The organism is Nocardia sp. NBC_01730, assembly GCF_035920445.1.
Lineage (GTDB): Bacteria > Actinomycetota > Actinomycetes > Mycobacteriales > Mycobacteriaceae > Nocardia.
On the sequence record NZ_CP109162.1, the window covers coordinates 19931 to 43662 of the forward strand.

At 67.7% G+C, this 23732-nt stretch carries 24 protein-coding genes and 2 pseudogenes; 18 read left to right on the top strand and 8 right to left on the bottom strand.

The window, feature by feature from the left end; translation table 11 throughout:
- Nucleotides 1-133: 133 nt before the first annotated feature.
- The 11 genes from OHB12_RS00085 (at nt 134) to OHB12_RS00135 (ending at nt 10593) form a co-directional block, all read left to right on the top strand.
- The gene (locus OHB12_RS00085; RefSeq protein ID WP_327120804.1) at nt 134-994 is read left to right on the top strand and encodes a ParA family protein; all 861 of its coding nucleotides are present in this window, start codon (nt 134-136) and stop codon (nt 992-994) included.
- 635 nt (nt 995-1629) lie between these two features.
- Entirely contained in the window at nt 1630-2616 is a 987-nt protein-coding gene (locus tag OHB12_RS00090; RefSeq protein ID WP_442800057.1) for a segregation and condensation protein A, read from the top strand.
- Nucleotides 2617-2733: 117 nt separating this feature from the next.
- Nucleotides 2734-3390, top strand: coding sequence for an SMC-Scp complex subunit ScpB (gene scpB / locus OHB12_RS00095; RefSeq protein WP_327114957.1), 657 nt, complete (start codon nt 2734-2736; stop codon nt 3388-3390).
- Nucleotides 3391-3399: 9 nt separating this feature from the next.
- Nucleotides 3400-4458, top strand: coding sequence for a pseudouridine synthase (locus OHB12_RS00100; RefSeq protein ID WP_327114959.1), 1059 nt, complete (start codon nt 3400-3402; stop codon nt 4456-4458).
- A gap of 35 nt (nt 4459-4493) precedes the next feature.
- Nucleotides 4494-5201 (top strand): (d)CMP kinase, encoded by a 708-nt coding sequence (gene cmk, locus OHB12_RS00105; protein ID WP_327120808.1) that lies wholly within the window; start codon nt 4494-4496, stop codon nt 5199-5201.
- Nucleotides 5198-6616 (top strand): ribosome biogenesis GTPase Der, encoded by a 1419-nt coding sequence (gene der, locus OHB12_RS00110; protein WP_327114961.1) that lies wholly within the window; start codon nt 5198-5200, stop codon nt 6614-6616. The genes cmk and der overlap by 4 nt, the downstream gene beginning before the upstream one ends.
- Before the next feature lie 107 nt (nt 6617-6723).
- Nucleotides 6724-7299, top strand: a complete 576-nt coding sequence (locus tag OHB12_RS00115; RefSeq protein WP_327114963.1) for a PadR family transcriptional regulator — start codon at nt 6724-6726, stop codon at nt 7297-7299.
- Nucleotides 7300-7324: 25 nt separating this feature from the next.
- The gene (locus OHB12_RS00120) at nt 7325-8314 is read left to right on the top strand and encodes a hypothetical protein (protein ID WP_327114965.1); all 990 of its coding nucleotides are present in this window, start codon (nt 7325-7327) and stop codon (nt 8312-8314) included.
- 207 nt (nt 8315-8521) lie between these two features.
- The gene (locus tag OHB12_RS00125; RefSeq protein ID WP_327114967.1) at nt 8522-9280 is read left to right on the top strand and encodes an acyl-[acyl-carrier-protein] thioesterase; all 759 of its coding nucleotides are present in this window, start codon (nt 8522-8524) and stop codon (nt 9278-9280) included.
- A gap of 366 nt (nt 9281-9646) precedes the next feature.
- Nucleotides 9647-10126, top strand: coding sequence for a Dps family protein (locus OHB12_RS00130; RefSeq protein ID WP_327114969.1), 480 nt, complete (start codon nt 9647-9649; stop codon nt 10124-10126).
- Nucleotides 10099-10593, top strand: coding sequence for an anti-sigma factor (locus OHB12_RS00135; protein ID WP_327114971.1), 495 nt, complete (start codon nt 10099-10101; stop codon nt 10591-10593). The genes OHB12_RS00130 and OHB12_RS00135 overlap by 28 nt, the downstream gene beginning before the upstream one ends.
- Before the next feature lie 14 nt (nt 10594-10607).
- Here OHB12_RS00135 and OHB12_RS00140 read toward each other — a convergent pair whose 3' ends face one another.
- Both OHB12_RS00140 and OHB12_RS00145 read right to left on the bottom strand, forming a co-directional pair.
- The gene (locus tag OHB12_RS00140; RefSeq protein WP_327114973.1) at nt 10608-11975 is read right to left on the bottom strand and encodes a WS/DGAT/MGAT family O-acyltransferase; all 1368 of its coding nucleotides are present in this window, start codon (nt 11973-11975) and stop codon (nt 10608-10610) included.
- Between the two features lie 208 nt (nt 11976-12183).
- Entirely contained in the window at nt 12184-12783 is a 600-nt protein-coding gene (locus OHB12_RS00145; protein WP_327114975.1) for a DUF6968 family protein, read from the bottom strand.
- 271 nt (nt 12784-13054) lie between these two features.
- Between OHB12_RS00145 and OHB12_RS00150 the strand changes: the two genes are divergently transcribed.
- A complete protein-coding gene (locus OHB12_RS00150; RefSeq protein ID WP_327114977.1) occupies nt 13055-13564 on the top strand; it encodes a hypothetical protein in 510 nt (169 codons plus the stop codon).
- Between the two features lie 50 nt (nt 13565-13614).
- Here the strand turns inward: OHB12_RS00150 and OHB12_RS00155 are convergent, their stop codons facing one another.
- Nucleotides 13615-14385: a hypothetical protein gene (locus OHB12_RS00155; RefSeq protein WP_327114979.1), complete on the bottom strand. Its 771-nt coding sequence runs from the start codon at nt 14383-14385 to the stop codon at nt 13615-13617.
- 530 nt (nt 14386-14915) lie between these two features.
- On the opposite strand from OHB12_RS00155, the pseudogene OHB12_RS00160 reads away from it, so the two are divergent.
- Together OHB12_RS00160 and OHB12_RS00165 are read left to right on the top strand one after the other, a co-directional pair.
- A pseudogene (locus OHB12_RS00160) lies at nt 14916-15303 on the top strand (cytochrome P450); the annotation flags it as partial.
- Nucleotides 15304-15765, top strand: a pseudogene (locus OHB12_RS00165) (hypothetical protein); the annotation flags it as partial.
- Nucleotides 15766-16160: 395 nt separating this feature from the next.
- Here the strand turns inward: OHB12_RS00165 and OHB12_RS00170 are convergent.
- The 4 genes from OHB12_RS00170 to OHB12_RS00185 form a co-directional block, all read right to left on the bottom strand.
- Complete coding sequence (locus OHB12_RS00170) at nt 16161-16364, bottom strand: cold-shock protein (protein WP_327114982.1); 204 nt, start codon at nt 16362-16364, stop codon at nt 16161-16163.
- A gap of 370 nt (nt 16365-16734) precedes the next feature.
- On the bottom strand, nt 16735-17424 hold the full coding sequence (locus tag OHB12_RS00175) for a serine protease (RefSeq protein WP_442799922.1): 690 nt from the start codon (nt 17422-17424) through the stop codon (nt 16735-16737).
- A gap of 65 nt (nt 17425-17489) precedes the next feature.
- Nucleotides 17490-17819 carry a plasmid stabilization protein gene (locus tag OHB12_RS00180; RefSeq protein ID WP_327114984.1) on the bottom strand — a complete coding sequence of 110 codons (330 nt, stop codon included), beginning with the start codon at nt 17817-17819 and terminating at the stop codon, nt 17490-17492.
- Between the two features lie 362 nt (nt 17820-18181).
- Complete coding sequence (locus tag OHB12_RS00185; RefSeq protein WP_327114985.1) at nt 18182-19609, bottom strand: L-serine ammonia-lyase; 1428 nt, start codon at nt 19607-19609, stop codon at nt 18182-18184.
- Between the two features lie 92 nt (nt 19610-19701).
- Between OHB12_RS00185 and OHB12_RS00190 the strand changes: the two genes are divergently transcribed.
- Entirely contained in the window at nt 19702-20043 is a 342-nt protein-coding gene (locus tag OHB12_RS00190; protein ID WP_327114986.1) for a helix-turn-helix domain-containing protein, read from the top strand.
- 84 nt (nt 20044-20127) lie between these two features.
- Here the strand turns inward: OHB12_RS00190 and purU are convergent, their stop codons facing one another.
- Nucleotides 20128-20976 carry a formyltetrahydrofolate deformylase gene (gene purU / locus OHB12_RS00195; RefSeq protein WP_327114988.1) on the bottom strand — a complete coding sequence of 283 codons (849 nt, stop codon included), beginning with the start codon at nt 20974-20976 and terminating at the stop codon, nt 20128-20130.
- Nucleotides 20977-21171: 195 nt separating this feature from the next.
- Between purU and OHB12_RS00200 the strand changes: the two genes are divergently transcribed.
- From OHB12_RS00200 to OHB12_RS00210, 3 genes are all read left to right on the top strand, one after another.
- Nucleotides 21172-21837, top strand: a complete 666-nt coding sequence (locus OHB12_RS00200) for a GntR family transcriptional regulator (protein ID WP_327114990.1) — start codon at nt 21172-21174, stop codon at nt 21835-21837.
- A 364-nt stretch (nt 21838-22201) separates the two neighbouring features.
- On the top strand, nt 22202-22561 hold the full coding sequence (locus OHB12_RS00205; RefSeq protein WP_327114992.1) for a bifunctional 3-phenylpropionate/cinnamic acid dioxygenase ferredoxin subunit: 360 nt from the start codon (nt 22202-22204) through the stop codon (nt 22559-22561).
- Nucleotides 22558-23727, top strand: coding sequence for an NAD(P)/FAD-dependent oxidoreductase (locus OHB12_RS00210; RefSeq protein ID WP_327114994.1), 1170 nt, complete (start codon nt 22558-22560; stop codon nt 23725-23727). Before OHB12_RS00205 ends, OHB12_RS00210 begins: the two co-directional genes overlap by 4 nt.
- Nucleotides 23728-23732: the final 5 nt, after the last annotated feature.

Here is a 23732-nt window from a genome sequence, read left to right on the forward strand (position 1 = left end):
GTATAAGGAGCAGCGGATCGTGACGACAGCCGGAGCGGCAAAGCCGCCGATGGGTGCTGGGGCGGAGCCGCTTATGGGCCCGCGACCGGGCCCGTACTCGGACGCCGCGGCGGAAACGCTGTGGGGCAGCGGGATGGAGCCGGTGCCGGAGGATACGACGCTCGGTCCGACCGGACGCCCGTTGCGCTTGGTCCCGGACCCGCCGCCGCTGGACCGGCACGGCGATGCCCTGGTCGTCGCGATGTGCAACCAGAAGGGCGGGGTGGGCAAGACCACCTCCACCATCAACCTCGGCGCCGCACTGGCCGAATACGGCCGCCGAGTGCTGCTCGTCGACCTGGACCCGCAGGGCGCGCTGTCCGCGGGACTCGGTGTGGCCCACCACGATCTCGACTCGACTGTGCACAACCTGCTCATCGGCTCCAAGGTGTCGATCGACGACGTGCTGATGCAGACCCGCGTTGAGAACATGGACCTGCTTCCGAGCAACATCGACCTCTCCGCCGCGGAGATCCAACTCGTCAACGAGGTGGGCAGGGAGCAGTCGCTCGGTCGCGCGTTGCACCCCGTGCGCAACCGCTACGACTACATTCTGATCGACTGCCAGCCCTCGCTCGGCCTGCTCACCGTCAACGCCTTGGCCTGCTCGGACGGCGTGATCATCCCGATGGAATGCGAGTATTTCTCGCTGCGCGGGCTCGCGCTGCTCAACGACACCGTGGAGAAGGTGCGCGACCGGTTGAACCCGAGGCTGAGCCTGTACGGAATAGTGGTCACCATGTTCGACGCTCGGCTGTTGCATTCGCGCCAGGTCATGGCGCGAGTCGTCGAGGTGTTCGGCGACCTGGTCTACGACACTGCGATCTCGCGCACCGTCCGTTTTCCGGACGCCAGTGTCGCAGGCGAACCCATTACCACGTGGTCGCCGAAATCCGGTGGGGCGGAAGCATATCGGGCGATGGCGCGGGAAGTCATCCACCGGTCGGGCCGGTGATCGGCTCTTCCGACCCCGAGTCCGCCAGAACTACCCACACACCCGGCACGGGTGCTTCCGCCGCGGGTGCGACCCCCACACCGGATGGTGGCGCGTGCGATGCGGGTGTGTCAGAGATTGCCGACGAACCCACAGAATTACCACTCGAACGCGCCGCTTCCGGAAGCTCTCCTGCGCTGGGCGACGCAGCGGCAGCGTATATCAACGCGGGCCGTGGCGCGTCGACGCTGCGCCCGAACGCCGCGATCGTGGGCGACATCAGCGGGCGGACCGAATCGGACAACGAGGCCGCGAACCCGCCCTTCACATCCAGTCCGGGCAGGTCGGTGCACGAACCGTCGACGACCGAACCCGAGTCCCTCACAGCGGCGGCTGCGCGCGATACCGCCGCAGAACAGCGTGATTCGTCGGTGGCGCCTGCCGCCGAGCCGGACGTCCTGCCTGCCGCTGTGCCGAACAGCGTGCCCGCGGCCGCGTTGGAGGAATCGCTCGACGCTGTGCGCGATGGCCTGCCTGACGCGGTGCCAGGGGATCTGCCGAACGTTGTGCCGGACAGGACGACCAACGCTGTTTCGGAGGATTCGCCGGACGCTGTACCACAGGGATCGCCGCAGGTAGTCGATCCGGAGCCACAGATGGAGGCTGCCGAACCGACATGCCGTCCGCAGCCCGGCGGTGCGAGCGCAAGCGTCGAACCGTCCCACCGTGCGAAAGCCACAGTATCCGTCGGCACAGCGACGGCCGATCCTGCGGCCAGCACTCCCGCGCAGACGCCCCCCGTAGACGAAAGCCCCGACCAGTCCTCCGGATTCCGGCTGCGCCTGAGCAACTTCGAGGGGCCATTCGATCTGCTGCTCACCCTGATCAGCTCGCGCAAGCTGGATGTCACCGAGGTGGCGTTGCACAAGGTGACCGACGAGTTCATCGCCTATACCAAGGCGTTGACCGCGAACATGGCGCGGCAGAACACGTTGCGGGCGGACAAGATCTTGGACCAGACCACCGAATTCCTGGTCGTCGCAGCCACTCTGCTCGACCTGAAGGCGGCACGACTGCTGCCGTCCGGCGAGATGACCGACACCGAGGACCTCGAACTGCTCGAGGCGCGCGACCTGTTGTTCGCCCGCCTGCTGCAGTACCGGGCGTTCAAACAGGTCGCCGAGTTGCTCGCCGAGTTGGAGGCCGCTGCGCTGCGCCGCTATCCGCGCGCGGTCGGACTGGAGGAGCGCTACGCCGACCTGCTGCCCGAGGTTACGCTGGGTGTCGGGGCGGTCGAGTTCGCCGTGATCGCCGCGGCGGCCTTCCGGCCCCGCCCGGTGCCCAAGGTCGGGCTCGACCACCTGCATACGCATGCCATCTCGGTTGCCGAACAGGCGGCGCTCGTGCTGGAGCGGCTCAAACAGCGCGGTGCGGGCTGCTGGACCACCTTCGGTGAGCTGGTCGCCGACTGCGAGGTACCCGTCCAGATCGTCGCCCGCTTTCTGGCGCTGCTCGAGCTGTATCGCGGCAAGGCGATCGAGTTCGACCAGCCTGACCCGCTCGGCCCGCTGTCGGTCAGCTGGATCGGCGACGACGCCGCCGAACAGGTGGACACCGTGACTATCGAGGAGGACTACGGGTGAGCGAGCAGAACGACAATGCCATCGGCGGGGCACGTCCGTGAGTGAGCGTCCGGGAGTGAGCCGAGGGCACAGTGCGCGGTCGCGCACGACGGAGCCGAGTACCAAGGAGACGCAGTCGTGAGTGAGGCAGTGGCGGAACTCACCCCGCAACCGCTGGACGACCACGAGTTCCGCTCGGCGCTGGAGGCGATGCTGCTGATCGTGGACGCTCCGGCCCCGGTAGAGCAGCTCGCGGCCGCCCTGAACGACACCACCGAGCGGGTGGAGGCCACCTTGCGTGTGATGTCCGCGGAGCTGTCCGCCCGGTCCAGCGGCATCGATCTGCGTTTCGTAGGTGACGGTTGGCGCTTCTATACTCGCAGCGAGTACGCGCAGTATGTGGAACGGATGCTGCTCGACGGCTCCCGTTCGAAACTGACACGGGCGGCTTTGGAAACTCTGGCGGTGGTGGCATACCGTCAGCCGGTGACCCGGACCAGGGTCAGCGCGGTGCGCGGCGTGAACGTCGACGGGGTGATGCGCACGCTGCTGGCCAGGGGCTTGATCGCCGAGGCAGGCGTCGACCCGGAGACCAACGGGACGCAGTACCGCACGACCGAACTGTTCCTGGAACGGATCGGGCTCGCATCGCTGAGCGACCTGCCGCCGCTGGCGCCCCTACTTCCGGGCGTCGACCTGATCGACGAGATCAACGAGAGCTTGGAGACCGACCCCCGGTACACCAGGTTGAAGAAACCCGCCGAGGCCGATTTGGATCTCGGCACCGAACAGTGACAGGACAACATGAATACCCCCGCTCGCCGAGATGGCACACCGGATCGTAAGAAACGCGGCGCCCAGCCCGAACGGGGCGGCGCAGGCGCACGCGACGCCCGTTCAGCGCAACGAGGGCATACCACTCGTGGTGCCCAACAGGGCAGTGGCGCGGGACGAGGTACCGCCCAGGCCGCGAACTCGCCGCGGCACGGCGCCCAGCCCACCCCGACCGGCAAGAAGAAGCCGAAGCCGCAACGCCAGGTCGCGCAGCCCACACTGCTGAGCAACGCCAAACCCGCCCGTCGCCAGAACGTGGATCCCACCGAGGCCGCCCCCGCGAAGCTGCCATGGGGTGAGGGCGAGCGGCTGCAGAAAGTGCTCGCCAAGGCCGGTGTCGCCTCGCGCCGCGCCGCTGAGGAGATGATCGCGCAGGGCCGCGTCGAGGTCGACGGCCTCATCGTGCGCGAGCAGGGCTTGCGCATCGACCCGCAGCACGCGGTGGTGCGGGTCGATGGCACGCGGGTGATGGTGCGCGAGGAGTTGGTGCACGTCGCGCTCAACAAGCCCAAGGGCTGGCAGTCGACCATGTCCGACGACCTGGGCCGCCCATGCGTCGGTGACATCGTGGCCGAGCGGATCGCCGCCGGTCAGCGCCTGTTCCATGTCGGCAGACTCGACGCCGACACCGAGGGCCTGCTGTTGCTCACCAACGACGGCGACCTCGCGCACCGGCTCATGCACCCGTCCTTCGAGGTCTCCAAGACCTACCTGGCGACGGTGAGCGGTGAGGTCAACCGCGCGGTGGGCAAACGACTGAAGGACGGCGTCGAGCTGGAGGACGGGCCGGCCGGGGTCGACCGTTTCCAGGTGCTCGAGCTGGGGGAAGGACGTTCCCTGGTGAAGGTGGTGTTGCACGAAGGGCGCAAGCACATCGTGCGCCGCCTGCTGGACGCGGTCGGCCATCCGGTCACCCGGCTGGTGCGCACCCATATCGGTCCGGTCGCGCTCGGCGATCAACGGCCCGGCACGCTGCGTGTGCTCGGCCGCGATGAAATCGGCAAACTCTACGAGGCGGTGTCGTTGTGAACGGTGTGGAGGTCCCGGTCGAGGCGCCGGCGCGGATGTCCGGTACGAGCCCGCTGGTGGTCGCCATGGACGGGCCCTCCGGTACCGGCAAGTCCAGCGTTTCCCGTCGCCTGGCCACCCGGCTCGGCGCACGCTACCTCGACACCGGCGCCATGTACCGGGTCGCGACGCTGCGTGTGCTGCGCGCGGGCATCGAGCTCACCGATTCGGCCGCCGTCGCGTCCGCGGTCAAGGAATTGCCGCTGTCCATCGGCACCGACCCCAGCCGTGAGGTGATCCAGCTCGACGGTGAGGACGTGGCGTCGGAAGTTCGCGGCGATGCCGTCACGAAGGCGGTCTCCGCGGTCTCGGCGGTGCTCGAGGTGCGCGAGCTGCTCGTCGCGTTGCAGCGCGATATCACGACGGCCGCGCAGCGAATCGTGGTGGAGGGCCGCGACATCGGCACTGTAGTGCTGCCCGAGGCAGACGCCAAGATCTACTTGACCGCCTCCCCGGAGGCGCGCGCCCATCGGCGCAACCAGCAGAACATCCTCGAGGGCCGCGGCGACGACTTCTCGGGCGTGCTCGCCGACGTGCAGCGTCGCGACACCCTCGACTCGACACGCAAGGTCTCCCCGCTGCGTCCTGCTGAGGACGCGGTGCTGGTCGACACCAGCGAGCTGACCATGGACGAGGTCATCGACGAGCTGTACCACGTTGTCGCGCAGCAGCTTTCGGCGAACCGGGCAGGAGGTGACCGATGAGCGAGGATGTGCTGGCCGGCGACGGTATCTGGAGCGACGAATCCGACTGGGAGCTGACCGATCTCGATGGTGAGTTCGGGGAAGAGGCGCATGTCGCGATGCCGACGCTGGCCGTCGTCGGCCGTCCGAATGTGGGTAAGTCGACGCTGGTGAACCGGATCCTGGGCCGTCGTGAGGCGGTCGTCGAGGATATTCCCGGTGTGACCCGCGACCGGGTGTCCTACGAGGCGAACTGGGCGGGCCGCCGTTTTCTTGTCCAGGACACCGGCGGGTGGGAGCCCGACGCGAAGGGGCTGCAGCAGTCGGTGGCCAGGCAGGCCGAGTTGGCCATGCAGACCGCTGACGCGGTCCTGCTCGTGGTCGATGCCGTGGTCGGCGCCACCGCCACCGATGAGGCGGCGGTGAAGAGGCTGCGTCGGTCCCGGATTCCGGTGATCCTGGTCGCCAACAAGGTCGACGACGAGCGTGTGGAATCCGAAGCCGCGGCGTTGTGGTCCCTCGGTCTCGGCGAGCCCCGGATGGTCAGCGCCGCACACGGCCGCGGCACCGGCGATCTGCTCGACGACGTGCTCCAGGTGCTCCCGGAGACCCCGCGGGAGGGAACCGGCGGTACCGGACCACGTCGCGTCGCGCTGGTCGGCAAGCCGAATGTCGGTAAGTCGAGCCTGCTGAACAAGCTGGCCGACGACGAGCGTTCGGTGGTGCACGATGTGGCGGGTACGACGGTCGATCCGGTCGACTCCCTCGTCGAATTGGGCGGCAAGATCTGGAAGTTCGTCGACACGGCGGGGTTGCGCCGCAAGGTCGCCAACGCCAGCGGCACCGAGTTCTACGCGTCACTGCGCACCAAGTCCGCGCTGGAGGCCTCCGAGGTGGCGATCATGCTGATCGACGCCTCGCAGCCGATCACCGAGCAGGACCTGCGGGTGATCAGCATGGTCGCCGACTCGGGACGCGCGCTCGTGCTGGCGTTCAACAAGTGGGATCTGGTCGACGAGGACCGTCGTCTGCAGTTGGAGCGCGAGGTCGATCGGGATCTGATCCGGGTGCCGTGGGCGCAGCGGGTGAACATCTCCGCGCACACCGGTCGCGCGGTGCAGAAGCTGGTGCCCGCCATGGAGACCGCGCTGGAATCCTGGGACAAGCGGATTTCGACGGGCAAACTGAACACCTGGCTGAAGGACGTGGTTGCCGCGACTCCGCCGCCGATGCGCGGCGGAAGGCTGCCCCGCGTGCTGTTCGCCACGCAGGCGACCACGCGGCCGCCGACATTCGTGCTGTTCACCACCGGCTTCCTGGAGGCAGGCTACCGCCGCTTCCTGGAGCGCAGGTTGCGCGAGGAGTTCGGCTTCGACGGCTCGCCTGTCCGCATCTCGGTGCGGGTCCGGGAGAAGCGGGATCGTTCCAGGAAATAGTCCACTGCCACGAGGCCCCGGGGAGTTCGCTCCTCGGGGCCTCGTGTTGTCCGCCTCGGCGGCAGCCGCGTTTGCAAATAGTCTATTTAGACTGATATAGATAGATTATGCCCCGCCGGACACTCGACAACCCGATCGTGCTCGCGGTGCTCGGCCTGCTACTGGAACGGCCGTCGCATCCGCATCAGATGCTCGCCGATCTGCGGGGACGCAGTGACGACTACGCGGTCGCGATCAATCGCGGCTCGCTCTACACCGTGGTACGGGCTCTGACCGACGTCGGATGGATCGCGGCCCAGGACCAGGAGCGCTCCGGCAACCGCCCGGAGCGGACGGTCTACGCGCTGACCGACGCGGGGAGTGAGGAACTCGTGCGGCGGTTGGATGCCCAGATCCGCGATCCGGGCCGCGAGTTCTCCCGCTTCCTCGGTGCGGTCGCCTACCTCGGCGCCCTCGGCTCGGACGGCGCCGTCGCTGCCCTCGCTGAACGTTCCGCGCGACTGCGCGAACGTACCGCCGCGGACGCCGAGCGACTCGCCGAGGTGCTGAGGGGCGACGTTCCGCGCCTGTTCGTCATCGAGGCCGAATACGCGCTTGCCCTGGCCCGCGCCGAACTGGACTGGATCGACTCGGTCGTCGACGACATCCGCACCGGTGTATTGCGCTGGCCGACGGCCACCTGACCTCGAATCGAAAGGACCGCGAGAAATGTCGAAAGCACACGCCGATGGCCTGCTGTTCGGGGTGTACCCGGGTGGCGCGGCGGGCGACGACAGTGGGGGACTGGCGGTCGGTCCACCGGACGACCCGGCAGAGATATCCGCCGCGCTCGACCTGCTGCAAGGGCGACCGGGCCGCCCGTTCCTGGTGCGCGCCTACATTGCCTTCGACGACGGGACCGCTGTCAGCACGCGGCACGCGACCGCCGCACCTGTCGACGCGGCACGGTACGCCGAGCGTGGACGCACGCTCGATCTCGTCGCCCAGTACCGGTCCGCATCGGGAAATGTCGACGGCTACTGCCGCTTCGTGCGCCAACTCGTCGAGCAGTTCGGCGCGATAACCAGCACCCTGCAGGTGGCCGAGGAGCCAGATGTCACGGACAACCCGATGCTGGACGGCTACTACCCGAACGTCGTCCAAGCGATCGTGCGTGGCGTGTCCGCGGGCAAGGCGCGGGCGCGCGAGCTCGGATTCGACCACCTGCGTGTGGGTTTCAACAGCACTCCGCTGTTCGGGCCCGCCGCATCGTTTCCGGCGACGCTGACCGAGTATGGGGGAGTGGAGTTCGTCCGCGACCTGGACTATGTGGGCTTGGACTTCTTCCCCGACGTCTTCCGCCCCGTTCCGGACACCGAACTCGCCGATGCCGTCGCCGGACTGCTCCGGCACCACCGCGCCGCGGTATTGGCCCCGGCGGGCCTGGACCACCCGCCGTTGCATATCACCGAACACGGCTGGCCCACCGGGCCCGACCGGACGCCGCGTCGGCAGGCCGAGGTGGTCGACATTGTCGTCCGGATCGTCGCCGCCGAGGCGGAGGCGCTGCGCCTGAGCGGATACACCCACTTCGCGCTGCGCGACGCCGACAGTGCGAACCCGGACCTCTTCCATCAGCTCGGGCTCATGACTGATGGCTACATCCCCAAACCTGCCTTCGAGACCCTGCGCGCCTTGGTCGACAAGCACAGCGCCTGAACCCGCCGTGGCATGCCGATAAGTCGCGCCACGGTGGGATCGACGACCAGCGTGACGGTTCCCGAGAGCCGGGCCCGCCTCCCCGCCTCCCCCTCATGCCAAAGTGGCGCACTATCGGCTATCTACGGCAGAATATCACCAACTGCACTTTTATCATTCAGCGCGTCCGGTTGTGCGGTATCAGCAAACACCTGGCATTATTCGATCATGGTCATTCCCAGCGTGCTGCCGGAACCCCCGACCGAGGGAACTCCGTTCGAGACCGGATGGCCGGTCCGTGTCGCCGACACCGCCCCCGACCAGCGGCTGCGGCTCGACGCTGTCGCGCGATATCTGCAGGACATCGGGTACGAGCATCTCGACGCTGTCGAGGAGGGCGACACCCACCTCGGGTGGGTGGTCCGCCGGACGGTGATCGACGTGCTCAAACCCATCGAAATCGGCGAACGGGTCACCTTGCGCCGCTGGTGCTCGGCCCTGTCCAACCGCTGGTGCAACATGCGCGTCCAGGTGTGCGGAACCCGGGGCGGGCTGATGGAGACGGAGGCCTTCCTGATCCATTTCGGTACCGAATCCGGCGTTCCGGCCCGGATGAGCGACCGCTTCATGGCACCGATGCTGGCCAGCACGACCGAACACCGGCTGCGCTGGAAGGCCGCGCTCACCGCCCCGATGCCGCCCGCCGACGAGCCCGGCGTCCAGACCCGTCCGTTCCCGCTCCGGGTCACCGACATCGACTTGCTCGACCATGTGAACAACGCGGTCTACCTGAGCGCCGTCGAGGAGATCCTCGCCGATCACGCCGAACTGAAATCCGGCCCGCACCGCACCGTCATCGAGTACGCGAAGCCGGTGCGCTTCGGCGACGACCTCCAGCTCATCGCGCGCCGCACGGGCTCCTCCCTCGATCTCTGGTTCGCCATCGGCGCGGAGTCCCGCGCGGTCGCGCGCATCACCCCGCGCTGACGCGCCAGCTTCTCGACGGTGCATGGCTGCCGGATACGCGGTCGCGAACCTGGGTTCGTCGATCGGATCGCCGAACACCGCACGCTCACCGAGGAAGGTGGTGGCTGCTCGCGCTCCCGCCGCGCGAGCGGAACCAGCCGGTCGCGCATGCGGTCCACGATCTCGATCGGCTCACCCTGCTCATCGGTGGCCTGGCGTAGCGCGACTACCGCTGCCGCACGGACGATATCGCCGTCGGTCGCGAGCTGCCGGCGGACCACCGGCAACAGCCGTTTCGGTCCGGTCGGAGGATTGCGCAAGTGGTTTAACGCTGCGCAGGTGGGTAGCCCGTCGATGACCAGTGACCGATGCGGAAAGGCGGGAGCGATGATCGAACCCATCACGAGCACCCTCGACCCGGAGCAGCAGCGTATTGCGGGCCAGACACTGCGTGCGACAGTGATCGACCTGATCGACCTGTCGCTGATCGCCAAGCAGGCACACTGGAACGTGATCGGTGCCAATTTCCGTTCGGTGCACCTGGCGTTGGACGAATTGGTCACGGCGGCAAGGGAATTCACCGACGCCGCTGCGGAGCGCTGCACCGCCGTAGGGATCAGCCCGGACGGACGCGCTGCGATGGTGGCCAGGGATTCCGGCGCTCTCGGAATCAGCGACGGCTGGCAACAGGACACCGACGTCATCGATGCGATCGTCGGCAACCTCGCCGCGGTGATCGAGCGGCTGCGCGAGCGTATCGCCGCGACCGAGAAGGCCGACCCGGTCACCCAGGACCTCTTCCTGGCCATCGCCGCCCGACTCGAGCAGCTGCACTGGATGTGGCAGGCGCAGCTCGCCGCGGTGTGATGCACATGGTCACCGGCGCGTTCGGTGCGCAAGCCGCGGCTACCACCACGGTCGCCGTCCGGATTCCCGCCGCCGCACAGCATTTGGCCATGGTGCGCGGGCTGACCGATACGGTGTGCCTGGTGGCCGACTTTCCCCTCGCCGCGGCCGCCGACATCCGGCTGGCGATCAACGAGATCGCCACCATGCTGATGATCGACGCTGTGCCGGGCTCGTTGCTCGGCTGTGCGTTCACCTACAGCGCGAACCGGATGGTCGTGCGGGTCGACGCGATCGCCGAACACGAAGTCGAGGTCAGCGGCGACCCGCTGAGCTGGGAGTTGGTCCGGATGCTCACCAGCTCTACGTCGATGTCCCGTGACCCTTTTGAAACAGATGCGCGTGGGTATCCGACCGCCATCGAATTCAGTTGGGAACGAGGAATATCCGATGACACCGCCGTCACCGGGGGATGGCCGATTCGCTGAGCCCGGCCCCGGCCTCAGCAGACCGCCTCCTCGAGGTCGGCCAGCGCCGACTCCAGGTGGTTGAGCAGCACGGGCGCGTCGGGCACGCTGCGGCGGCAGGCGACGATGCCGATGTCGAGGTTGTCGGCGTTGCTGGTGAGGGTGATGTTGATCGCTTGGCCGTCGATCGGGATCGAGAGCGGGTAGGTGGCGTCCAGGCGGGCGCCGTTCCAGTACCGGTGCTCGCGTGGTCCTGGCACATTGGAGATGACGATGTTGAACGGCGGGCTGGTCAGCGCGATGGTGGCGGGCATCAGCAGTGACAGCGCTAGCGGGCTCAGCGTCAGCGCGGACAGTGAGACGGCCTGCGCGCGGGAGAGCGAGCGGTAGATGTCCTTGCTGCGCCGCATCGAGGAGCTGATCGCCGCCAGCCGCGCGGCCGGGTCGGCGAGATCGGTGGCGAGGTTGCACAGCAGCGCCGCCAGCGCGTTGCCGTCGGTGTCGTCGCCGTCGTCGGAATCCTGCCGCAGTGACACCGGCACCATCGCGACCAAGGGCTTATCAGGAAGGGCTTGGTGCTCGATCAGGTACGTGCGCAGCGCGCCCGCCGACATGGCCAGCACCACGTCGTTGACCGTCGCGTCCGTCGCCTTCTTGACCTGCCGGACCCGATCGAGCGGCCAGGAGCGGGCGGCGCAGCGGCGTGCCCCGCCGATCGGGACGTTGAACAGGGTGCGCGGCGCGGCGAACGGCAGGGTCAGCTGCTGTTCGACCAGCGCCGCGCGGGCCAGGCGCAAGGCCGTCGGCGCGGTGCCCGCCGCTGCAAGCATCCCGCGTGCCATGGCGCCGAGCGAGCGTTGGCGGGGTAGGTTCTCGGTGCGTCGGCCGGATGACGGCAGATGCCAGGGCACCAGCGCTTCGCCGGAGTCGGGGTCGCTGGTGAGTGTCCGCTGCAGCAGTCGCTGGGCGCCGACGCCGTCGATGAGGGCATGGTGCATTTTGGCGTACACGCCGACCCGGTCGTCCGCGAGCCCTTCGATCAGATGCACTTCCCACAGCGGCCGATGGCGGTCGAGCAGCGTGCTGTGCAGTCCGGCGGCGACTTCTACCAGCGCGTCCAGATTCCCGGATTCCGGGAGCGCCCAACGCTGTACGTGGTAGTCGAGGTCGACGGTACCGTCCACGGTCCACGCCAGCTGGGGGGAACCGAACAGCCGGGCCGGGCGCTTGCGGAAGGTGCGATGGAAATTCCGGTCGGCCGCCAAGGTCGCGTACGCGCGTCGCGCGAACTCGGATCCTGTGCTTTCCATCGGATCGAAAACCTGTAGCGAACCGACGTGCATCGGGTGCTCTCGTGATTCCGCGATGAGAAATAGGGCGTCGACCGGCGAAATGAAATCCATGGGCAGTCCCTCCTGACGACGCTGCAGCTTCGCCACGATCTGGTTCGAGTTCAGGGTGGCAGGTGTCGGCGTCGGGCATGCCCACTGCTCATAACGCCAGAGCGGTACCGCGCGGTCGACGACAATCCACCAACCGATGATTCGATGCCGAATCCGAACCGGCTGGGCGGCTTGCCGTTCTTTTATTGCGTCTTTATTGCGCGTCGGCTCAGGACAGGCGGCTGACCGGCCAATCGTGCGGCAGCCCCAGGCGTTCGCTGATCATGCTGACCGCGGTGTGCAGCGCCTGGATCTCGTCGACGCCGGTGGCGACGGAAGAGCCCTGCTCGCTGATGTGGAACCGGCATAGATGACGTCCGTCGGCCGCGAGGTACGGCCTGCCGATGATGATCGACAGCGAGCTGTCGGCGTCGCGCAGAGTGCGCGCGGCAATCAGCGCCTGCGGCTCGTGATCCGCTGTCGCTGCGGCACGGGACGGCCGAGTGGGGGCGGCGGGGAACCGTGGATCGGACGGTTCGGTCACCTCGAACTGCGCCCCTCGGTCGTTGGCCTGTCGCAGCTCGGCGGCGATCTCCTGGAGGGCGCGGTACAGCGCCGCGATCGTATCGGCGCCGTGCGCCCAGCGCTCTCCGATGTCTTGGATGCGGAATCCGCACACCACACCGGTGTCGCCGGGGGCCATCTGCGGTTTGCCGACTTCGATCGACACTTCCCGCGTCGCGTCGGCGATGGTCCGGGTCGCGATCACTTCCCTGATCCGCCGCCATTTCGTGCTCGCGATCGCATCGCCGTGTTCGGACTCGCGCATTGCGGGCGTGGTCGTGTCGCCAGTGACCCGCGCCTGTATCGCTCCCATAGATGATGGAGTACCCAACCTGCTCGCAGGTTTACCCTGCGGTTCGCGTGACCTGGAACGCAGGGCCGGATCGGGACGGGAGAAGCACCACGATGTCGGTGGTGGTTGTCTCGACACGCTCGATCCCGCAAGATGGCTACCGGGTGGTTAACGTGCTGTGGGCTTGGCACACCGTCGCTGAGATGTGATGGTGGGCCCGCGACGATGAAGAGGGGCGGACGAAGTGGTCACGATTGCGCAGTTGCGAGCGGTTTTGTCGATTCTGCGTGTCGACCCGGACGAGGTCGGCGCGCGGCTGGGTGACACCGGTCTACGCGGTCCGAACACGGAGCGGGCCATGCTGGTCGGATTGCTACATCGGGTGGCGAGCAGTGAGCTGCGGCAGGTCATCACCACCACGGACGACGACCAGGCTGCCAAGGCCGCCGCGGTCAGCGCGCAACCGGTGGACGGTGAGAATGCCGCGGAACAAGTCCGTTTCGACGCACAGTGGCTGCACGACCGGATCGGTGCTCTCGCGGCGGGCACCACCGTGGATCCGGTACCGGTCCTGCTCGACGCCGCCGCACGCTCCACTGACGCGGCCGAGGCATTGCTCCTGCTCAGCCGCAACCCCCGCGGCGGCGACGCAGAAGCCAGATGGGAGCGGGCACTCGACGATCTCGGCTGGGCTTACCACTTGATCAACGACGAGCGCGTGGGGCGCTCGAACACGACGACCGCGCCGCTGTAGCGGCGCGGTGCTCGTCCCGGCGGCGGCGTGCGCGCCGCCGGGACCAGCTGTCAGTTCGGCTGCGCCGATGCGGATTGCGCGGGCTTGTCGGCCCAGCGGGTGGTGCCGTCGGCCGCCTGCAATGTGGTGAGCAGGTCCACGCCCGCTGTGAGGAGAGTGGGGCCGCCGATCGCGATGGACCCGAGGATGCCGCCGAGGGTCGCGCCGGTCAGCAGGCCGGCAACACAGCCGACCACGATCGTGGCGACGCAGCCGATCGTGGCGCCGATGGCGGTGCCGATGAAGCCGCCGACGGCGGTGGCCAGACCGAACTGGCCGGCGAATTCGTCACGGGCGCGCTGGTTTTCGGTCCTCGACGCCACCGGCTGGGCGACGAGCGGTTCGCCGATCGCCAGCGCCTCTGGCCTGGTCGGCGTCAGCTCCAGCATCGTGGCGTCTTTCTTCAACTCCGGCCGCACCGGGATCGCGGTGCCGGCGACCCGGACGTCCAGCGGCAACGTCATGGCGACACGCCCGTCACGGTCCAGGATGTCGACCACGTCGATCACTTGCGCGGCGTCGGCGCGGGCGCCGTTGCTGTCGACGAGCACACCGTTCCGCTCGGTCAGCCGGGCGTTCGCGTCGGTACCCACGTGGTCCCGAAGTGCCTTGAACAACTCGAACGTTCCGTCTTTGAGCGCGGCGACCACCGTCTTGTCCACTAGTCGGACCGAGTAGACGATGTTGTCGGGTGTCGTCGGCTCGGCATGTGCCACGCCGGTGCTGAGAGTCAGGGAACCGATGGCCAGTATCGCTGCCGCAGTGACGCCGCGGAGTTGCATGATTTATCCATTCCGTCATGAGATTTCGCAGCTGCGTCCTGCTCGAGCGGACCCGCGCACTTCCGGTAGCGCAAGAACAGCCGCTGAGGTCGCAGAGGAGCCTAGCAGCGCGTGTAGCAACCGATGAGCGTTCTGGCCGGACGAGTTTCGGCGCGCGGGCGGCGCGCGGGGCTCAGCGGGATGCGTCCTGCGGTTCGGGGCACCATCTTCGTCTCCCGCTGTGTCAAACCTCGAAATTCGTCGTAGCGGCAAGGGCCAGAGACGGTTTCGACAGTGTTCGAGCGGCAGGTGGCACCGGTCTTCGGAAGCCCGCACGGATTCGCCACGGCCTGCCGATGCGTCATTCGGTCCGGTGGCGGGCGTCCGGCCCGTGGGGATGCGGCGATTCGACGCGACGCGATTGTGCATCGGCATTGTCCTGCAAATTTGCTAGCGGTAGTGTCCAGACGCATGTCCAGCTACATGTCTCTCGGTGATGTCGATCGGGCGCGCTCCGACGAGAACCCGTTATCGAAACTGGGGTGTGCGCCATGAAGGCCGCTTCCTTGCAACCTGTGCGGTTCGGCCCGTACGACTACGGGTTCCATGAGGATCCGTATCCGACGTATCACCGGCTGCGTAGCGAGGCGCCGCTGTATCACAATCCTGATCGGGGTTTCTGGGCGCTGTCGGGGCATGCGGATGTGACCGCGGCGTTTCGGGACAGCGGGCGATTGTCGAGTGCGAACGGTGTGTCGCTGGATGCGGCGGCGCGGGGTCCACACGCGCATCGGGTGATGTCGTTTCTGGACGCTGTCCCATCTCGAACCGGCGCTGGCGCGCGAGAGATTCGATTGGATCGATGAGTTCGCGGGCAAGCTGCGGATGGATGTGATCTCCGAGTTGATGGGTGTCCCGGAGGGCGACCGTGCGGAGATCCTGTGCGGGCACCTCGTCGACCGCTCCGGCATGGCACACTCCCTCGCCGCTTTCGGTCGCGAGGGCATGACCGCGGTCGCCATCGAGGAGTGGCAGGTCGCCAGCCCGGTCTACACCCGCCGCATGCAGGAGGCGCTCGGCTTCACCGGCGACGGCGTGGAGACCATTTTCAAAGGCCTGCAACTCGATATCGGCGCGCCGCCCCAGTTCATGGACTTCGGTTTCCGCATCGACGACCACAACCACGGTGAGTTCTGGCTCGACCACTGTGGAGCGCTGGCGGACGTGGAGCCGATGGGCGACGACTACGTCATGTCGATGTGCCACGACATCGAGGATCCGACCTTCGACGCGACGGCCCTGGCCACCAACCCGCATGCCCAGGTCCGGCCGATCCACCGCCCGCCGCGGCGACCGGCCGACCGGAAACCGCGCTTCTGCGCCCGGGTCGCCGCGACCGACGAGCACAGCTGGAGCGCCGACATCGTGCTCGGCGACCGGCCGTTCCGCGAGGCGGGCGAGGTCGCGCTGACCCGCTTCAGCACCGGCGCTGCCTTCACCTTCACCGACCGGGAATACCGCTGCCGCTCACGGTCGTGTGACAGTCCACCCAGAGATGGAATGACATCAGCTGTTCCCGGCCGTGCGTCGGCGGTAGCGGACGGTGCAGGGCTGTCTCAGTTGCACGACCATCTTGGAGTGGTCGTTGCGGTAGCTCGTCGCCGGTGTCGGCGACGCCTCGTCGAGCTTGCAACCTGGTCGCCGTAGAGGCTGAGACCGTGGTCGCTGTGGTAAGCGCACCCGAAAACGCGCAAAAGCCCCGCGCCGTAGCGCGGGGCTTTACCAAGCTGCGTCGATCAGATGGCGCGGACGTCCTGGGCCTGCGGGCCCTTCTGTCCTTGGCCGACCTCGAACTCCACGCGCTGCCCCTCTTCAAGGGACTTGAATCCCGAGCCGGACACGGCGGAATAATGAACGAAGACGTCAGGACCGCCACCGTCTTGCGCGATGAAGCCGAAGCCTTTTTCGCTGTTGAACCACTTCACACTGCCTTGAGTCATTGCTTACTTCATTCTTTTCTGTAGATGAGCCAAGCGGATCACGTCGATCGGCCTGATCTCACTGAACAAGCATGCCATGGAACGGTGGTTCTCGGCGTGATTGTGAGCTAACGAACATCGAGCGGGCCAGGCGTGGCGCCCGCCGCCTCCTCGCCGGACACGCCGAATCAGGTGTTGACGGCGGCCGACTATCCGCAATAGCGGCATGACCGAATCCGGCCTGGCCGCAATCCTATTCGGCCAAGTGCCGGTCAGCGACTTGTAGCCGGAGGCGCCTGCGCGATCGATTGCGGCCTTGGCAACACCTGAGAAGGCGCCCAGCAGTGTGACCTTCCGGTTCGGTCCGACAGGAGCGGTCGCGGGTGGCTGATCATCCGGCCGGTAGCGGCCGGTAGCCGGCGCCCACGTCGCCGCGCGTTTCCAGATCGGCGATGATCGTGCTGATATTCGTGCCGACTTCCGGACCGAAGCAGCCAATGCCCAGGTATGCGTTCACCATGCCGACCAGGGTGGTGCCGACCAGAACAGGCGCACCGGAATCGCCTTTCAGTACGCACATCTGAGTCCAGGTCTCGTTGCTGGTCGCGCGCACGTCGCCCCAGGCAACGCCGCAGCTGGTGCCGGTGGTGCGGCCCTTCTTGCACACCACCGTCGGGAACTGCGCGGGCGCGCCGATCCCGGTGATGGTCGTCGCACCCACCCGAGCGATGGGCGTGATCCGACCCTGGTCGAATTCGATGACCGCGTAGTCCAGTCTGGGATCGGAGTGCACGAAGCGGCCGACCACCCCGTAGCTGGGATCGGCTTCCGCGCGGACCGTCGCGCCCTGGTCACCGCAGTGACCAGCCGTCAGCCCGAGTAGCCGCCCGTCACGGTCGTGGCCGACGGTGGTGAGTGTGCACTCGGCGCGGCTGTCGATGATGATTCCCGAACCGCCGCCGACGGCGGGCGGGTCGGACCGGGCCTGTGCGGTTCCGGCTCCGCCGATGGCCAGTGCTGCGGCGCCCATCGCGGCGAGCGCCGTGTGTGACCACGTCGGTCCGGTAGTGCAATTGCGCATCGAAGTTCCTTGCTTTCCAGCTGAATTGGGTTCCGGCCGTATGGCGCCGATCGGACTGCTGTGGCTCAGCTGCGGCCCAACGCCTTTTCCAGCTGGCTCTTGGTCATCCGGGAGCGACCGTTGATATTGCGCTTCTTCGCTTCGTTGTACAGTTGGTCCCGCGTCGGGCCCTTCAGCCCACCGCGCCCGGAGCGCTGACCGCCCCGTTGCTGCGGAGACTTGTCCACTATGGAGGTCCGGCTCGCGGTCTTGGTCCTGCCCTGCTGTGCCCGGTTCTTGTTGACCGTGCGCGCGGCAATCTCTTTCGCGCGTTCCGTGCTCGCGCCCCGGCCCTTCGCCGAGTCCTTGACGTGCTCGTACTGCCGTTCTTCCTTGCTGCTCCATTCCTTGGGCATCTCACACCTCCTGGATCGCGACTACCCGCGCATCGGCATTCCAACCGCGCCGTGGACGGTGGATGGCATTCGCTCAGTCCGGAAGAGTTTCACGCGCATGCCGGCGACGGTGCCGCGCTGTGCCGCGGGTTCTCGCCGTCACGAACCCCGTGCAATCGCGCGTGACCGGGAAGGGAGCGGTGGGAGGCAGGTTGCCGAGGCCCGTCGGCGGATTCAGTGCGTACCTGTTGCGGTGCAATGTCTTCGGCCCTTGTCAGCAGGGCCGACCGGTCGCTCGATACTGCACCCCCTGCGGCACTGAACACCCAGCGTCGACTCGGCTCCTGGCGCACGACCCAGTTCGCCGAACCACCGCTGGCGGGTCAGCATTCGACGATGTTGACCGGGACGTTGACGGCGAGGCCGCCCGTGGAGGTTTCCTTGTATTTCGAGTTCATATCGTGTCCGGTGGCGCGCATGGTTTCGATGACCTCGTCGAGGCTGACGCGGTGGGTGCCGTCGCCGCGCAGGGCCATGCGGGCGGCGTTGATGGCCTTGCCCGCGGAGATGGCGTTGCGTTCGATGCAGGGAATTTGGACAAGTCCGGCGATGGGGTCGCAGGTCAGGCCCAGGCTGTGTTCCATGGCGATCTCGGCGGCGTTTTCGACCTGGGGCGGGGTGCCGCCCAGGATCTCGGCGAGCCCGGCGGCGGCCATGGAGGCGGCCGAGCCGACCTCGCCCTGACAGCCGACCTCGGCGCCGGAGATGGAAGCGCGTTCCTTGCACAGCGAGCCGATGGCGCCGGCGGTGAGCAGGAACCGGATCGCGGTGTCGTCGGGGTCGACGCGGCCTGCCTCGGTGTAGTGGGCGGCGTAGTGCAGCACCGCGGGGATGATCCCGGCGGCCCCATTGGTGGGGGCGGTGACGATGCGGCCGCCGGCGGCGTTCTCCTCGTTGACCGCCAATGCCACCAGGTTCACCCAGTCCTCGGCGAACTCAGGTGCGCGGTCCGGGTCCTCGGCCTGCAGGCGTCGGTACCAGTCGCCCGCCCGGCGACGCACCCGCAGCCGCCCGGGCAGCAGTCCGGTCTGCACGATGCCCCGCCGCTCGCAGGCCACCATCACGTTTCGGATGTGCAGCAGCCGCTCGCGAACCTGGTGCTCGCTGCGGGTGGCGGTCTCGTGCGCGAGCATGACCTCGCTGACCGAGATGCCGTTGTGCTCAGCCAATTCCAGCAGCCGTTCGGCGGACGAGAATGACAGCGCGGTGTTCGAGGCCCCGGGGGTGCCGTCCGCGGCGGCTGCGTCGATCCTCGTCGCTGCTGCACTGCTCGCCGCCGCCTCGGCCTCGGTCACGACGAAGCCGCCGCCGATCGAGAAGTAGGTCTGCTCGTGCACCGTGCGTCCGTCGGCGGTCGTCGCGGTGATGGTCATGCCGTTGGGGTGAAAGTCGAGCACCGTGCGAGGGTGCAGCGCGATCTTGTCCTCGGACAGGGCGATCGGAACGTGGCCGCCGAGCGCGATGGTGCCGGTGGCGCGCAGTTGTTCGAGCCGCGATTCCTTCTTCTCGGTCTCGATCGTCTCGGGCCGGTGTCCCTCGAGGCCGAGCAGGATGGCAGGCTGGGTCGCGTGCCCGGCGCCGGTGGCCGCGAGCGAGCCGTACAGATCGACGCGGACACCGGCCACCTGGTGGAGCGCCCCGAGTGTGGACAGGTCTTCGACGAATCTCTGCGCCGCCCGCATCGGTCCGACCGTGTGGGAGCTGGAGGGGCCGACGCCGACCGAGAACAGGTCGAACACGCTGATGGTCATCGGGATTTCGTCTCGGATACCGTCGCGTTCAGGCGGCGGAGGACGAAGTGTTGTTGGTCGGGCATGTCGGTGCTCCTGGATAGAGTGCGTGTGTGGATGAGGTGGTGCGGTACACGTACCGGCTTCGGCCGGGTGCCACCGCCGAAGCGGCGCTTCTGGCCGAGTGGGGGCGGTGTCGGTGGTTGTGGAATGAGGCCGTCCACCAACAGAAATCGGGTGCCAAGCCGACGTTCGCGAAGCTGGGGAAACTGCTCACCGCGGCCCGCGCGAAACTCCCATGGCTGCGTGAGGGCTCCCAGGTCGCCCAAGAACAGGCGCTTCGCGGATACGCGCAATCCTCGGATCACTCGTTCAAGGTGAAGGGACGCCGCAAACCGAGGATCAAGGCGTGCCCTTCGCTTGCATCACCGCCACCGGGGGAGGCGAATCTGTGAGCGTTTCGCCGCGCTGGAGCGAGAGCCAGGAGTGATCGCCGGTGTAACTCCGATCCGCGGGGATGCGTGGTGTAGACACGGCTTTCACTGGAAGACGATGGTGCTGTGGCCGTTGAGTAGAACCCGGCGCTCGCAGTGCCAGCGGACTGCGCGGGACAGCGCCAGCGCCTCGGCGTCTCGGCCCACGGTGGCCAGGCGCAGCGGGTCGAAGGTGTGGTCGATGCGGATGACCTCTTGTTCGATGATCGGCCCCTCGTCCAGGTCGGGGGTGACGTAGTGGGCCGTGGCGCCGACCAGCTTGACGCCCCGGTCGTAGGCCTGGTGATACGGCTTGGCGCCCTTGAAACCGGGCAGGAACGAGTGGTGGATGTTGATGGCCCGTCCGTGCAGCAGTTGGCAGGCCTCGTCGGACAGCACCTGCATATAGCGGGCGAGCACGACGAGGTCCACTTGCCGCTCGTCAACCAGTTCCAGCAGGCGCGCCTCGGCTTGCGGCTTGGTCGTCATGGAGACGGGGACGTGGTAGAACGGCAGCCCGGCCGCCTCGGACATCGGCCGCAGGTCCTCATGGTTGGAGACCACGCCGACGAGCTCACCGCCCAGGTTGCCCGCGCGCCATCGAAAGATCAGGTCGTTGAGGCAGTGGCCGAGGTGGGAGACCATCACGAGAATGCGCGGAACGCGCTCGTCACCGAGGGTGAACGTCATGCCGAACTCGGTAGCGACGGATTCGAACGCTGTGCTCAGCTGTGCGCCTTGCGCCTCGCGCCCGGAGTTGAAGCAGGTGCGCAGGAACAGGGACCCGCCTCTGGTGTCGTCGAACTGCTGGTGCTCGATGATGTCGCACCCACGCTGGATGAGGAACGAGCTGACCGCGTGGACGATGCCCGGCCGCTGTGGGCAGCTGAGTGTCAGGGTGAAGTTGTGCGTCACGGGGTCTCCTGGGCGTTCGGCGATAGGGGAGCGGCGCCGGGTGTTTCGTCGCGCGGGCTGCTCGATCGAGAGACTGGACGGATATTCCGTTCGAATATCAGAAATATAGTTCTGATATATCAATATGATTCACAGCATATTGCACGAGTGTGAACGGGGTCAAGCGTCCCGATCCGACGGCATAGGATGCTCGTTGTGAGCACTGTCGCGCCGATTCCCGAGGGTGTGCCGGACTCGTTGGCCGAGCGTGCGTACGCGGCGATCCGGGACCGATTGATCATGCTCGACATCCGGCCCAACGCGGCGATTGTCGAGAACGAGCTGGCGAGGGACCTCGGGGCCGGCCGGACGCCGGTCCGCGAAGCGCTCAAGCGGCTGGAGATGGACCGGCTGGTTGTGTCATACCCGCGCCGAGGGACCTTCGCGACCGGCGTAGATATCACCGACCTCGCGCACATCTCCGAAATCCGGCAGGTGCTCGAGCCACTCGCCGCACGTCGAGCCGCGCAGGTGGCGAACGCGGCGATCCGGTCGGAGCTGCGGGATCTGGCGGACCGCACCGAGCGGCTCGACGTCGCCGGGATCGATCGTCGAGAGCTCATGCGGTGGGACCTGACCGTGCACCGGGCGATCTACCGGGCGACCGGCAACCTGCACTTGCAGGACGTACTCGTCCGACACGACGACCTGGCTACCCGGATCTTCTGCCTGTTCCTCGACCGTATGCCGACAGTCGCCCAACATGTGGGTGAGCATGTGGCGCTGCTGCGGGCGATCGCAGACGGCGAGGCCGACCGTGCGGCCGAACTCGCGCGCGACCACGTCACCGGCTTCGAACGCGCGATACGCGCCGTCGTCTGACCGCAGCGCCGGCCTTGTCCGCTGCGCCATCTGTTGGGAAAGCTTGCACGACGGGAGTTGTCGTGCCTGGGCAAGGTCGACCGGTCCAGGGTCGAATGGTCGTCGAACGCGCGACTCTCTGGCCAACGGCGCGGCGCTGAAACGGAGTGTGACCTGAACCGGCGCGGTGTAGGCCGCCCATCGACGCCGCGTTGATCCCGGCGTCCGCCCCGCTGGCGCCGTACCACTTCATCGAATGAGTCACTGTGGCACATGGTTACGGGAGCGCTCGTTTACACGCGCTCTTGACAACCGAGTGTGACCCCACGCACGCTGTTGCATATCGCGAATCGAGTTTCGCTAGGCGCTACAGAGAGGCCCCTTCATGCTCGAAGTCTGCCTACTATCCGAGCTACCCCGCGGTGCGACCCGTCGTATCGAGGCGGTCCCCCCGATCGCGGTATTCCATACCGACGACGGCGAGCTGTACGCCATCGACGACACCTGCACCCACCAGGACGCCTCTCTGGCAGACGGCTGGCTCGAGGGCTGCCAGGTCGAATGCCCCCTGCACGCCTCGCGGTTCGACTTGCGTACCGGTGCGGTGGACGCCCCGCCTGCCAAGCTGCCGGTGCGTACCCATCGGGTGGAGATCATCGACGGTGTCATCCACGTCGAGCTCAGCAGCGCTGCACCGAACCTGCCTCCGAGCATGTCCGTGCGGAGGCTGGAGGCCGGGCGATGAGGACCATCGCGGTCATCGGCGCCTCGCTGGCCGGTCTCTCCGCCGCTCGCGCCCTGCGCGCCCAGGGATTCGACGGCGAGCTGACCGTCGTCGGCGCCGAGGCCCATCGGCCCTACGACCGCCCGCCACTGTCGAAGGAGTTCCTCGCCGGCGAGATCGACGCCCACACCCTGGCCCTCGAGCTCGACGACGAGAACCTTTGCGCGCGTTGGCTGCTCGGTGCCCATGCCACCCGGCTCGACGCCGCGGGGGGAGCGGTGGAGCTCGAGGACGGTACCCGGATCAGCGCCGACGGTGTCGTGATCGCCACCGGAGCCCGTGCGCGCCAGTGGCCTGGCTCGGAAGCGATGGCCGGTGTGCATGTGCTGCGTACTCTCGACGACGCGCTGGCACTGCGGGACGAGCTCCGCGACGGCGCCCGGCTCGCCGTCATCGGCGCCGGGTTCATCGGTGCCGAGGTCGCCTCGACCGCCCGCAAGCTCGGTCTCGAGGTGACCGTGGTCGAGGCCGCGCCCACCCCGCTGGCCGGGCCGCTCGGGGCCCAGCTCGGCGCTGCGGTAGCGCGGCTGCACACCGAGCACGGCACGACGCTGCGCTGTGGGGTCGGCGTCGCCGGGCTGACCGGCAGCGACCGGGTCACCGGGGTCGAGCTCGCCGACGGTACACACCTGCCCGCGGATGTGGTACTCGTCGGCGTCGGCGCAATCCCGAACATCGAGTGGCTGCACGGCGGTCCCGTGGAATTGGGCAACGGCGTGCTGTGCGACGAGGGCGGGGTGACGTCGATCCCGCACGTGGTCGCCGTGGGGGACTGCGCATCCTGGCACGAGCCGCTCCTCGGCCGGCGGCACCGGGTCGAGCACTGGACTGCGGCGATGGAGCGTCCGGCCATCGCTGTCTCGACGTTGCTTGCCGGCGGGCTGCACCAAGGAACGTCCGCCAAGCCGCCCTACTTTTGGTCCGACCAGTACGGCAAGCGAATCCAGTTTGCCGGCATCGCCCACCCCGACGACGAGATCACCGTTGAGGACGGCGTTTTCGATGGGACCAGCTTCCTGGTCGTGTACCGCCGCGAGGGCCTGCCGGTCGCGGTCCTCGGCGTCGACCGGCCGCGGCTGTTCACCCGCTGGCGGCGCCGGCTCGCAAGCCTGTCCGCCGCCTCGTGACCGGG

Coding starts and splice junctions, on each gene's coding strand:
- OHB12_RS00085 (WP_327120804.1), top strand. CDS start 134: ATGGAGCCGGTGCCGGAGGATACGACGCTCGGTCCGACCGGACGCCCG.
- OHB12_RS00090 (WP_442800057.1), top strand. CDS start 1,630: ATGGAGGCTGCCGAACCGACATGCCGTCCGCAGCCCGGCGGTGCGAGC.
- OHB12_RS00100 (WP_327114959.1), top strand. CDS start 3,400: ATGAATACCCCCGCTCGCCGAGATGGCACACCGGATCGTAAGAAACGC.
- cmk (WP_327120808.1), top strand. CDS start 4,494: ATGTCCGGTACGAGCCCGCTGGTGGTCGCCATGGACGGGCCCTCCGGT.
- der (WP_327114961.1), top strand. CDS start 5,198: ATGAGCGAGGATGTGCTGGCCGGCGACGGTATCTGGAGCGACGAATCC.
- OHB12_RS00115 (WP_327114963.1), top strand. CDS start 6,724: ATGCCCCGCCGGACACTCGACAACCCGATCGTGCTCGCGGTGCTCGGC.
- OHB12_RS00120 (WP_327114965.1), top strand. CDS start 7,325: ATGTCGAAAGCACACGCCGATGGCCTGCTGTTCGGGGTGTACCCGGGT.
- OHB12_RS00125 (WP_327114967.1), top strand. CDS start 8,522: ATGGTCATTCCCAGCGTGCTGCCGGAACCCCCGACCGAGGGAACTCCG.
- OHB12_RS00130 (WP_327114969.1), top strand. CDS start 9,647: ATGATCGAACCCATCACGAGCACCCTCGACCCGGAGCAGCAGCGTATT.
- OHB12_RS00140 (WP_327114973.1), bottom strand. CDS start 11,975: ATGGATTTCATTTCGCCGGTCGACGCCCTATTTCTCATCGCGGAATCA.
- OHB12_RS00145 (WP_327114975.1), bottom strand. CDS start 12,783: ATGCGCGAGTCCGAACACGGCGATGCGATCGCGAGCACGAAATGGCGG.
- OHB12_RS00155 (WP_327114979.1), bottom strand. CDS start 14,385: ATGCAACTCCGCGGCGTCACTGCGGCAGCGATACTGGCCATCGGTTCC.
- OHB12_RS00170 (WP_327114982.1), bottom strand. CDS start 16,364: ATGACTCAAGGCAGTGTGAAGTGGTTCAACAGCGAAAAAGGCTTCGGC.
- OHB12_RS00175 (WP_442799922.1), bottom strand. CDS start 17,424: ATGCGCAATTGCACTACCGGACCGACGTGGTCACACACGGCGCTCGCC.
- OHB12_RS00180 (WP_327114984.1), bottom strand. CDS start 17,819: ATGCCCAAGGAATGGAGCAGCAAGGAAGAACGGCAGTACGAGCACGTC.
- OHB12_RS00185 (WP_327114985.1), bottom strand. CDS start 19,609: ATGACCATCAGCGTGTTCGACCTGTTCTCGGTCGGCGTCGGCCCCTCC.
- OHB12_RS00205 (WP_327114992.1), top strand. CDS start 22,202: ATGCTCGAAGTCTGCCTACTATCCGAGCTACCCCGCGGTGCGACCCGT.
- OHB12_RS00210 (WP_327114994.1), top strand. CDS start 22,558: ATGAGGACCATCGCGGTCATCGGCGCCTCGCTGGCCGGTCTCTCCGCC.